Genomic DNA, 11,817 nt, shown 5'->3' on the forward strand with positions numbered 1-11,817 from the left:
TATTAAGCCACCAAACGCCCTACCAAGCCGCGCATTTTGTACGCCGCTAATTTAGTTTTTAGTCGCAATTTTTTAAGCATAAGTAAGCTACAACGTTCATCCGCGAGTAAATTTTCTGCCTCTGTAAAGCCCCCTAATTCTATTTGTTGTTTAGCAAGATGCAATAGATGGGTAGCTGTATAAGCAAGCACATGACGCCTTAAGCTTGGTTTAACCTGGTTGACCTGTACCGCCATTTTTAAACGTTTGCTAAATGGGCACTCTTCTTTAGGTGCATTACTGTTGCACGCACGATTAGTTGCATCCAAATGGTAGTGCGATACTCGCTTATGACTATAGGCAATTGAGCTTTCTAAACTTAATTTAGCCCAAACGTCTTGATCCTCTCCCATTGGCTCCCCCTCTGGAAAGCCACCTAAGTACAATAGCACAGAGCGACGAATACAGATTGACGATGTCATAAAGGGTAAATCACCACGTGCCGCAATCTCGAAATAATCATCCATAATACCTGTATGTTTGCCATTTTTGGTAAACCGTATTTTTGGAACAATAAATTTATCGCCCTCTAACTTATAGTAGTTAGTAGCATAGGCTCCGGCATCGGGAAAGCTGCCCATTAACACCTTAATTTCGGCTAAATAATCTGGCGCCCAACTGTCATCTGCATCTAATAGCGCAATAAAATTACTTTTCGCGTGTTGTATACCGGTATTTCTCGCCTTCGAAACGCCACCATTTTTCTGTTTAATGATACGTATGTCACACCTTGCTCGTACACCAGCCAAAAAGCTTTCTAATGTTTTTACACTGTTGTCGGTAGAACCGTCGTCAACAATAATAATTTCTTCTGGTAGTGTAGTTTGTCGCAATATTGATTTAAGCGTATCAACAATATGTGCAGCTTTGTTATAAAGGGGAATAACAACTGTAATTGTTTTTTCTAGTGCCGACATTTTACGCCCTCCAATTTTTCAAAGATTTAGCTATCGCATTTTCTACTGGCAATGTTGGCGCAGTAAAACCAGTGCTCAACCCCAAGCAAATAGCGCCAGCCAATTGCGCTGCATCTATATCGCCAGTATCAAATTGCAAATGCTCTGCTAAACCTATTTGTTCGCACCAGCCTTTACATTTACTGTGATAATTTAGAGAAACAACCGGTGTATTAACTAAGTAGGCAAGAATGCTTGCGTGTAATCGCATACCCACTACACACTTAAAGCCAGCGAGTAATTGCATAACCTGCAACGGGTTTGGGTTATAGGCAACATGTTTAACCGGAATATTAGATGGTAGCAAAGCCATTAATGCGCGGTGAACTTGCTCATCGCCCAATGTGGCATGCCCATTAAAATCAAGCATGGTTATTGGCTCACCGGTTTGGCGATACACACTAATAATGGCGTTGGCAATTTGCTGTAAACGAGCGTTTTCTGCAGCCAGATTATTTTTTAGGCGCTCACTTGGGCACAAGCAGAAACACACACCAGACCGATCCTCTGTACTAAACGAAACGCTTTCATTAAGTAAGAGTAAAGGCGCTAAATCAAAAGTAAGTGCAACATTTGCCTCGGGGGCGAGAGATTTTGCCATATCAAAGCTTGCTTTATCGCGCACACCAACGTATTCACATTCGAGTAAAAACTTTGCACAAGCCTGCTCTGCATCACTACTTGCAAACGGCCCTAAACCAACACCCAATGCCAACGCATTATTCTTGTTAGACAATTTAATAAAGTGACGCTTCTGATTAATATCGTGACTATTATGCAGTACCGATCCACCACCAAATACAATTTGATTAGATTTTGCAGAGGCGAAATACTGGCGAATTCTATTTTCGCCTTTAAACATTTGTTTGCTGGTAAGTGTTGCGGCAACCTTTTTATTATCGGCCAAAGTAATTGGTCTTGGCGTGCTAATTAAAAAATCTTTTGCGCCCAGGTATTTTTCTGCGCCCCACGCAGTGGCTTGCATAAGGGCGTCGTCGCCACTGTTTAACATGCCATAGTAACCATTTAAATAAGTTGTCATTACACTCTCTCTTTACTTACAGTGGGTGCATTCTTTTTTCGAAGCGCCCGGTGCCAAAGATATGCCCAACCATAAAGAGGCAGGCCAATATAAATACGCTAGTATTTCTAAATTTTCGAAAAAGCTATAGCTCACGGTAATTACACAAACACCCAATGCGGTTAATGCAATTTTTGAGCGCTGTGCCAACCACAATAAATAAATACTTGTTAGCGCAAGCGGTATTGCCAAAGCCAATAAACCCACAATGCCTTTAACAAATAGCAAACCGTACCAACTGTGATGAGTGCCAATAGGCATATGCTCTACAATTTTGGGGCCGCGCTCGACCACACCGTGCCCCCATATAGGTGCTTCGTTTTGCCAGCGCTGTACGGCCAAGCGCGCCAAAGTGCCACGTACTCGAGTGGACCCAGGGCGACTTTCTTTTACTTGCTGATAGGAATCCATTACCCAGTTATAAACTGGCTCGCCCAATAAAACTAAAACCGGTAAAACAACCCCCATTGCCACCCAGGACAACGGGTTTTTTAAATTACCCAGCACAATCATAATGGGCACAATGGCAAAAAATATTGCCCAGCCAGCGCGGGACTGACACAACATACACATTACAAATGCACCAAATATTCCTGCACAGCGCCAACGAACATTTTTTTCTTGCATACACAATATGAGATAAAAGCAGCTTAATAGGCCCGCAGCAGGTGCCCAAGGGCCGGTAAATTGCCAACGTGCCATACCAGTTTCTGGGTTCATACCAAACAAGCGCACCTGAAATACTTCGCCGGGCCCACCTATTGCTTTAAGTGGCGATAAAAATAAGTCGCCCGGCAAACCCACTACATAAGCAACAATTCCCAACGCCGCAAACGGAATTGCGCTGGCCGCTGCGATACAACACCCGCGCGCTATTACTGCTGGCCGAATAGATATCATGCTGCCCAACACAGGAAATAATGCGAGCAACGCCCAACCTTTTGCCCAACCGATGGACGATTTAATTGTTAAGCCTGTACCTAATTGGCGATCTATATGGGCAACCAAAAGCGCTAACAGCATTACCAACATGCCTAACACCCAGATCCACGCTATGGGCGAAATTTTTAATAGTGGGTTAACGCCAAAATATTTTGCACCCAGCAGATAAACCTTGAGCAAAAATACTGCCAGTACAAGCCAACCAATTAGCGAACCCAATACGTAAAGCCCGCCGATCATATAAACAGGGTAGGTAAACGCTAGGGCATAAAATACTAAGTATTCTTCAGCACTAAGGCGATCAAGTAGTCTCTGTGCCATAACGTAAATAATCCAAACGTGATAAATAAAATACCTAATCCACCTATTGCAATTGCAATGCCAGTATTTGGGCTCTTAGGCTTATCTGGATAAGAAGGAATAGATAAAATTTGCACGGCGGGGTACGAAGCAAAAATATCTGATTTACCTGCCTCTAATTTTGCGGCCGCAGAGGTATAAACGGCTTCCGCCAATGCGTGTTCGCGCTCTAATCGCTCTAGCTCGGCGGCTTCGCGAGAATATATTTTCATACGGTCTGCTAATTTTTGCTCGCTTATATCCATATCGCTAATTTCTGCTTTTAGACCTTGCAAACGCGCATATGTATCAAGCAAAGATGAGAATAAATCTGCACGTTGCGGCGCACTTTGCAAATCCATACCGTGCAGAGCATCTGCTATTTGAATACCCACTACTTTTTTACTACGGGTCAACAGCGATTCTTTTACGCCGTCGTAACGCGCTTGCTGTGCAACTACTTTAGGGTGCTTGTAGCCCCAGGTAGAGGAATATTCGGCGAGTTTCATCGCGCTATCATCCAGTTCGCGTAGGTAACCTCTGAATTCTGCGTCACTTTGCAATTTGAAAGCTTGCCCAACCAGTGCTGGCGAAATAGCTAAATCGATACTCAATTGGTTTACATAGTCTTCTGTTTTGCGCAATTCCGAATGACTAGTCATTCTTTTATTCTGTAAAGCACTTTGCGAATTCATCAACTGAGCGACTTGGTCTTGCGAAATAAGTAAAGCGCGCTGTTGAAACTCCACAATAGCTTGACGCGTAGCGGCCACCTTATTGCGGTATTGCGCTAGCACGCGCTCTACTCCGCTATCGCGACGAATAATTTCGTCTTCGCGCAAGCGATCTAAGGCTTCTTGAAACGATTCGTATAGCGCCTCCGCATAAGCCTGAGCACTCGCCGGTGAGCCGCCATCTACATGAATAAACAAAATTGATGTGCGCTCACGCAGTTCTACGCGCGGCGGGGTTAGCAAGGGGGATTGCACGTTTAACTTTTCGGCTGCGCCGCGCATTACTTCGCGGCTTTTTAGAATTTCTTTGTAATTCACAAGCGGGCTAAACGCTGCGCTACCAAACGGGGTACGTGTGCTTTGGTTCGCTTGCCCTACTTGATCGATGCTAAAGCTGCTGGACGAACCCGAGCCAGGTAGCACCACAGACATAGCACTGGCATAGATAGGCGCGCGCGACAGGTAAAGTAAAACAACAGCAACAATTAACGCGTAAAAAAATAAGGCAACCCACAGGTAGCGAAAACTACGCAGTTGCCACAACTTACGTCGAATGTAATCGCGCGGCGTAACAGGAACAGGCAGCGTATTCATTGTCATTATTCCATTCGCCTTGTTTAGAAAATCACATTAAGCGGCGTGATAACTTCGCCTAAGGTTCGCGCAAAATCTCGCAGGTTAGATACATCAGAGTCGTAACAGGCGATTGCATCGTTAGGCATCAAGAACGGATTAATGTCTTCTCGGCCAGCCGAGCGCATTAGTTGCTCTATAGAGCGCTCGATAACTTGATACTCACTGGTAAGCGGATTGCGGCTCGCCAACACCACTTTGCGCGGTGCGTTAGTAAGTTGCGTACCGCCCACGCAGTTTGCTGAAACCACTGCCTGCAACAACGTAGTACCGTAGGGTAAGCTGCTGCTATATCTGCCTACTGCTGAGCCGGCGTTATCGGTCGAAGGCACCGTCAGGTTCGACATAAAAACGCGAAAGCCTTTAGGTGTTATTTGCGAAGGGCGCACTAGCGCCGATTGAAAACAGCCAGTAGTAGGCACAACAATATGATCACCATTTACCAAGGCCACATCTTGCACCGGATTACCGCTTACAATGCCGCTTAAATTCAGCTCTATTTGCCAGCCGTTGCGCACAAGAATTACTTGATCTAATTTTGCATCGGGGCGAATACCCGACGCGGTGCGAATAGCCTCAACAATTGATCGCCTAGTGGCAAAGTCACCTACTGCCGCTACGCGTTCCGCCACAATGCTTTCTTGATGGTTTTCATTAATGCGCACGCGGCCAGGCTCAAACACAGCGCCGGTTACGGTTACGTTAATTTCTGCCCAATGTAATACTCGAACACTTACACGCGTAAACTCGGGTTTAAATATGCCGGCACGCACTAAAGCAATTTCAATTTTTTCTGCTGTACCAGCGACACCTATACCAGCAATTCGAATAGGCGAGATAAGCGGCAGCTGGATAGAACCATCTGGGTCAACAACGTATTGTCCGTTAAACCCCTCACCGTTTTCGATTTGCACATCAAGCATATCACCTGGGCTTAAGGGTAAATCTTTGTTGTAAATAGACACAGGTGCCTGCGCAGATCCAACAACATGCCCTTGTAATAGCGCTTGATCGGCACGGTAATGCGTCGCCTTGTGCTCATCACCTACGCGCTCACAGCTTTTGTTGGATGCGAACACATATTTAGAGGTATCGATATGAGTTACATGCTCACCATTTTCATCGCTGTTGCCATAAAACTTTTGCGATGGGTTTGCAGGGGTTTGAATAGCATGCTGTTGCGTGCAGCCAATGCTGATAGCGGCAATAACACAAACCAACAGACCCTTACTCGACTGAATGGCTACCTGCTTAAGGTGAGATAAGAGCGAATTTTCAGTTTGCATTACAAATATTCCGTATAAGGCTAATGGCGCTGATGTATTACCTAAAACACTCAGTTCGCCGGTATACCTATAGGGATTGCAAGGCCCATACCAACCCCAAAATAAAAACTAACTCTTTGTATTTATTGATATTTTTATTTTTCTCTACAGAATGCAACGCGGCGTTTCGCAGAATGAAAATAGGTGATTTGCAGCGCTTGCAAATCGCAAAAACGAATTTATTACTAACTACACAACCGCTGGCGCACATTAGGCTATATTAAACCTGCAATTTGCTTCATTTAGTTATAAAAGAATTCACGCTTTCCACTAGAATAAATATTAGACCTTAGCGATAGCGTGGTATTAGCGACAGCGCGGTACTAACTGCAGCCGCAATAAGAAAGGGCCCACGCGCATATCAATTCCACCCAACACCTTTAAGCCGGCTTATTTAAAACCATATTCTGCGCTGCTAAAGGTATAGCCAAAAATCGGAAGCAGTATTTTTTATGTCTAAAAAAATAGATGCCTACACACAGCATGTAATGAGCCGTATTGATCCTGATGTATTTAAAACGCTTAACATAGTTCAGCTAGAAGCAATACGTACTGCCATTAGTGCCAACGCGCCATTTCGCCAACACTCTATTGACCTGCGCGGCACCATTCCACTGTACTTCAGTAAACTCTATTTTGTTTTTCTAATAGGTAAAGATCGCCGCTCCGACACACGCAATAAAGAAAATATGCGCATAAAAGCTTCTAAGGGCATTAGTTTTGTAATGTTTCTATACACACTGCTCGCCGTACTCACCCCAATTATTTTGATTATTCTGTATGGGTTAAAAACCTTGGCGGGCATTGATATATTCCCCGATTCGCACTTAGAAGATTTATTACCGAAATAAAAAAGCCCGGCATAACCGGGTAGAGAGCTTACTGACAAAATTAATAACTAAAAATTCGGTTGATAAAAGCAGTTGAAGCAGCAGTTAAAATTGCACCTAGAGTAGCAGGCTGAGCAGCAACCCACGTTAATAAGCACCTTTTGCGGATACCACTGCAGGCAACGTAAGCAATAGTATTTTTAAATCCATCCTTAAAGATTTTTCTGCTACATATTTTGAATCTAATGCTATTTGTTGTTCAAATGTGGTATTGGCTCTACCCGAAACCTGCCACAAGCCAGTTAACCCAGGGCGAACCTGCAAACGGCGCTTAGCTTTAAAGTCGTATTCGGCCACTTCGCTAGGTAAGGCAGGACGAGGCCCTACTAGTACCATATCACCGCGCACAACATTCCACAGCTGGGGCAATTCATCAATTGAGTATTTACGAATAAACTTTCCTACACGGGTAATGCGCGGATCTTGAAAATATTTTTTACACACACCGTCTCTATCGCTAGCGAGGCTGGCAGGGTCTACGTAGCGAGCATCGTTTGCCATATACATAGAGCGAAACTTATATAAGGTAAAAGTGCGACCGTGCTTACCTACACGCACCTGCTTGAAAACAACTGGGCCGGCACTTTCCCATTTAATTAATACGTACACGGTTAATAATAATGGCGATAGTGCTATCACACCCAGTAGCGCACCTAGCTGTTGCAACCAAACTGGCAAACCGGCATCGCTGCTTCTACCCAGAGCGGAACCAATAATTTCAGCTATAAAATGCAGACTATTTTTTCGTGTATAATGAGTTGTGTTCATGGCTAACCCCAACAGAATTTAGTTAATCTTTTTCACTAACAGGAGTATTGCAATGGCTATGCCACAAATAGAATTTAATATATCGGCCCGCATGGCCCGCTCCGCAGGGCATTTAGCCAAAGCAAAACATTCGTTTAATTACATTATTTTTCATAAGTAAAAATATTTATTAATATGCTTTGCAAATTGCGAAATGAAACGTAAAAAAAAAGCCAGTGCGGGTTTATCGCACTGGCCAATTTGTTTTTAACCGCAGTTAATTGCTACGTTTTCGCATTCATTATACGCCACATAAATAGAGGGTTACCTATTACATAGCGATTAAATTTCGCCTTTGGCTCCATAGCCAAGCGGTATATCCACTCCATACCCAACTCTCGCATCCACACCGGCGCCCGAGGGATTTTACCGGAATAAAAATCAAATAGGCCGCCAACCGCGAGCGCCGTTGATGCCTGCAAGTTCACCTTGTTTCTCGCTATCCATTTTTCTTGCATGGGCGAACCCATTGCCACTAAAACTATATCTGCACCCGACTGATTAATTTGTTGCACTAGCAGCTCGTCATCTTGCTCACTAACAAACCCGTGATGAGTACCAGCAATGCGCAACCCTGTAAAGGTTGCCTTTAAATTTTTGGCGGTTGCCGCTGCCACACCTTTTTCACTGCCAAGTAAATAGATCGACCACCCTTCTGCGATTGCTCTGCGACAAATATGCGGTAATAAATCTGTGCCATTTACATTATCGCGCAACTGCACCCCAAGTCGTTTTGCGCCCAAGCGCACGCCAGACCCGTCGGCCAATGCGCAATCTGCGCTGGCTAACACCTTTTTAAAATCGCCATCGCTATATGCCAAGTTAATAGAATTTACATTGATAAAATATCCGCTGCGACAGTTGCCCTTGGCATTTATATTGGTATTAGTATTTGTATCAATATTGGTATCGGTAAAAATCCAATTAAGCACGTCGGCGAGTAACCAATTATCTACATGCACACCCAGTACATTAAAGCGACTCGCTTCACGCGCTTTATTTGATTGGTAAAGTACACGGCATACTATCGCCTTAATAACAATCGCCAACTGAAAACGCACTGTTATATTTCTCTCATGTTGGCGTAGAGTATCACCGTGACTGCAATCTATACGGCCAATGGTGTGTTGAATTTCGTATATGCTAAACAAACCTGGCTTAAGCGGCGTAAGAGTGAGTATATCCTCTTCTATACACACATATTTAAGGCTTACGCCCGCAAGGCTTATTTCGTTTTTAACAACATTTAGCAAATGTAAACTTTCACGCAGCAAGCCTACGTTCCAACGTGTAAGTTCCACAACGCGGCCGAGGGCATCTTGTTTTAATTCGCTGCGTGTAAATGCCTTTCGTTGAAAAATAGCCAGTAGAGTGTTCAAAGCATGAACGGGAAGTAACAATGCCAACACTGTGAGAGCAAGTATTTTGTCTACTAACACTACAGAAAAAGGATAAAATTTTTGTCTTTGTAGAGAGAGGATTTGCATAGGTAAGTCCGGGTTCGTTTAGTGATACACAGCTAGTGATACACACCTATTGCAGAACCCATACCAACACACATATTTGTAGTTAAGTTATTGAATTAAAAAGTATTAATTTAATTTTCTTTGAAATTCTTTATTTTTTTGTAACCCTAATTCCTATATTGCAAAGCCCTATTTTTTATAAAGCAAATAATTGCAAAATAGGAATCACGGCGCGAACGCCTTATCGCGCTTCACAACGGCGCTACATAAGTTTTGCAGTAATTCACCGGTGGGCTTCGCGCGAAACACACGCGCGCACAAACGCCTGCCAATAGCTTGAGCATAACGGCACAGAGTAAAGCGCAGGCTATCCCACACACTAGCAATATAAGTACTACGTAAAGGGCCAGCACTATAGTGGCGAATATAGTCGCGTAAATCTGGGTTGTGATTATTGTTCCAGCGCTTATCTAAAACCAACACGTGCGGGTTTTGCTTTGCAAAATGAATAACATGGCCATTCTCGCCCCAGCCTACGCTATCTTCTGTGGGTATTGGCTGTGTGCGATTAACTAACACCTTAGCCACAAATGCACGGCTGTTATTATCATTATGGAATATTAAAACCCCAGAATTAACTCTATTGGAATAACCTTTGGCGGCGTAAATGCTTTTACCCGGTTGGTACACATGACTTACAGGCGGGCAACGCGGTTTTATCTCCGCATCCGCATCCACAAACACCACCCAGCGGTACTCTTTTTTTAACGCCTCATGCAACAGGTAGATTTTTAGCCAAACTATTTCTAAATCCAATAAAGTGAACTTTGGCCAGTCGACTACACTGTATACATAACCGTGCTTAGCGGCATAGGCTCGCTGAGATTCAATATTTTTGCGGAACCGCCAATGGTAACCGCCTGTAGCAATAGTAAAGATCAAGGTATCGTTCATCGTATATGGCCCGCTGTATGCTGATGAGTGCGCTTAACAAGGTTAATGTGTCTCTGCGTTTTACACCTTTGCACGATGGATGCCAGCTTTTAGGGGAAGGTTTATGCTCGACACAATCGGCGCAAGCGCCACACGTATTTTATTTGTAGATGATGAACCCTCTATTCTTAAAAGCCTGCGCCGCGTTACCCGAAGCATGAGTGCTGAGTGTATTTTTGTAGATAACGGCCGCGATGCCCTCGCATTAATGCGTGAAAACCCATTCGATGTGGTGGTATCCGATATGCGCATGCCCGAAATGGACGGCGCCACATTGTTAGCAGAAATTGCTCGCGATTACCCCGAAACCATGCGGCTGGTGTTATCTGGTTTTGCCGAGGATGATTTGATACTGGCGGCCATCAACGAAGGCCGCGTGTGGGGATTTATTCATAAACCTTGGGACGACCACCAACTAATTGTTACCCTGCAGCACGCCGTCACTACCCAACAAATGATGGTAGAACGGGCGCTACTGCGCAGAACGGTAGAACGCTACACCAGCGAGCTAAAAGAGAGCTTTGTAAGTTTTGTGGGTGGCTCGCTGCCAATGCAGGCGGTATACAATCAAATTGAGCGCGCCGCCCCCAGTAATGCTTCGGTATTTATTACCGGCCCAAGCGGCACAGGTAAAGAACTCGCCGCCGAAGCGATTCACAAACTAAGTGAACGCAAAAACGGGCCGTTTATTGCCTTGAATTGCGCAGCTATTCCCACTGAGCTGATGGAATCTGAAATATTCGGTCACGTTAAAGGCGCCTTTACAGGAGCGGTAAGCGCACGTGACGGCGCAGCCACCCAAGCGCACAACGGCACGCTATTTCTAGATGAAATAGGCGAAATGGACATTTCTCTACAGGCCAAACTACTGCGCTTTATTCAAACCGGAAGTTTTCAAAAGGTGGGTGGAACCAAGCAAGAGAATGTGAATATACGCTTCGTTTGCGCCACCAACCGCGCGCCCTTAGACGCCATAGCCAATGGCACTTTGCGCGAAGACTTATACTACCGCCTCAATGTAGTGGCACTGCACCTGCCCCCGTTAAACCAGCGCGAAAACGACCCTATTTTACTTGCCAATACATTTTTACAGCGCTTCGCCGCACAAGAGCGCAAAGAACTTGTTGGCTTTAGCAGTGAAGCTTCTAGTTTAATACTGGGGTACGACTGGCCAGGTAACGTAAGACAACTGCAAAACTGTATTCACAATGTGGTGGTAATGAGCGCAGGCCCCCTTATTACCCCCAACGATATCGCTATAGCCCTGCAGCTAGACCCACAACAGGTAGCGACAATTATTAGCAATAAAGCTCTAACCAAACCGTTTACGCCTAGCGCCGCGCCCATAGCCCCCAATGCCAGCAAACCCAATGCGGATGAACTGCAACCCTTAAGCAAAATAGAGAAGAACTACATAGAGCTGGCCATTGAAGTGTGCCACGGCAATGTAGTTAAAGCCGCATCGGCACTTGGGGTAAGCCCTTCTACGCTATACCGCAAAATACAAAGTTGGGAAGCCAAAGCAAGTTAACCGCTTTGCAATTTGCGAATGTGTGCTCAGCACTTTGCAAATTGCATCTCGCCTTTGCGTTTTCTTTTTCGTTTTGAATCT

Annotated in this window: 10 protein-coding genes; 2 read left to right on the forward strand and 8 right to left on the reverse strand. The window is 44.7% G+C overall.

The genetic code is table 11. From position 1 onward, the window contains the following. Nucleotides 1–2 precede the first annotated feature (2 nt). Genes SDE_RS19805 through SDE_RS19825 form a run of 5 tightly spaced genes read right to left on the reverse strand, consistent with a single transcriptional unit; the run spans nt 3 to nt 6,010 of the window. Nucleotides 3–956 carry a glycosyltransferase family 2 protein gene (locus tag SDE_RS19805; protein ID WP_011470261.1) on the reverse strand — a complete coding sequence of 318 codons (954 nt, stop codon included), beginning with the start codon at nt 954–956 and terminating at the stop codon, nt 3–5. Between the two features lies 1 nt (nt 957). Further along, the gene (locus tag SDE_RS19810; protein ID WP_011470262.1) at nt 958–2,037 is read right to left on the reverse strand and encodes a polysaccharide pyruvyl transferase family protein; all 1,080 of its coding nucleotides are present in this window, start codon (nt 2,035–2,037) and stop codon (nt 958–960) included. A gap of 12 nt (nt 2,038–2,049) precedes the next feature. Next, complete coding sequence (locus SDE_RS19815) at nt 2,050–3,339, reverse strand: O-antigen ligase family protein (protein ID WP_041324938.1); 1,290 nt, start codon at nt 3,337–3,339, stop codon at nt 2,050–2,052. Next, complete coding sequence (locus tag SDE_RS19820; protein WP_011470264.1) at nt 3,294–4,691, reverse strand: GumC family protein; 1,398 nt, start codon at nt 4,689–4,691, stop codon at nt 3,294–3,296. Before SDE_RS19820 ends, SDE_RS19815 begins: the two co-directional genes overlap by 46 nt. A 17-nt stretch (nt 4,692–4,708) precedes the next feature. Next, nucleotides 4,709–6,010 (reverse strand): polysaccharide biosynthesis/export family protein, encoded by a 1,302-nt coding sequence (locus SDE_RS19825; protein ID WP_011470265.1) that lies wholly within the window; start codon nt 6,008–6,010, stop codon nt 4,709–4,711. Between the two features lie 491 nt (nt 6,011–6,501). Between SDE_RS19825 and SDE_RS19835 the strand changes: the two genes are divergently transcribed. Next, a complete protein-coding gene (locus SDE_RS19835; protein WP_011470266.1) occupies nt 6,502–6,900 on the forward strand; it encodes a hypothetical protein in 399 nt (132 codons plus the stop codon). 126 nt (nt 6,901–7,026) lie between these two features. On the opposite strand, the gene SDE_RS19840 is transcribed toward SDE_RS19835, so the two are convergent. The 3 genes from SDE_RS19840 to SDE_RS19850 form a co-directional block, all read right to left on the reverse strand. Beyond that, nucleotides 7,027–7,707 carry a sugar transferase gene (locus SDE_RS19840; RefSeq protein ID WP_011470267.1) on the reverse strand — a complete coding sequence of 227 codons (681 nt, stop codon included), beginning with the start codon at nt 7,705–7,707 and terminating at the stop codon, nt 7,027–7,029. 263 nt (nt 7,708–7,970) lie between these two features. Next, entirely contained in the window at nt 7,971–9,233 is a 1,263-nt protein-coding gene (locus tag SDE_RS19845; RefSeq protein ID WP_011470268.1) for a WecB/TagA/CpsF family glycosyltransferase, read from the reverse strand. 204 nt (nt 9,234–9,437) lie between these two features. Beyond that, nucleotides 9,438–10,166, reverse strand: a complete 729-nt coding sequence (locus SDE_RS19850) for a hypothetical protein (RefSeq protein ID WP_011470269.1) — start codon at nt 10,164–10,166, stop codon at nt 9,438–9,440. A gap of 103 nt (nt 10,167–10,269) precedes the next feature. Here SDE_RS19850 and SDE_RS19855 point away from each other — a divergent pair, with 103 nt between their 5' ends. Next, entirely contained in the window at nt 10,270–11,736 is a 1,467-nt protein-coding gene (locus tag SDE_RS19855; RefSeq protein ID WP_011470270.1) for a sigma-54-dependent transcriptional regulator, read from the forward strand. Nucleotides 11,737–11,817: the final 81 nt, after the last annotated feature.

The organism is Saccharophagus degradans 2-40 (assembly GCF_000013665.1).
In the GTDB taxonomy this organism is placed as follows: Bacteria; Pseudomonadota; Gammaproteobacteria; order Pseudomonadales; family Cellvibrionaceae; genus Saccharophagus; species Saccharophagus degradans.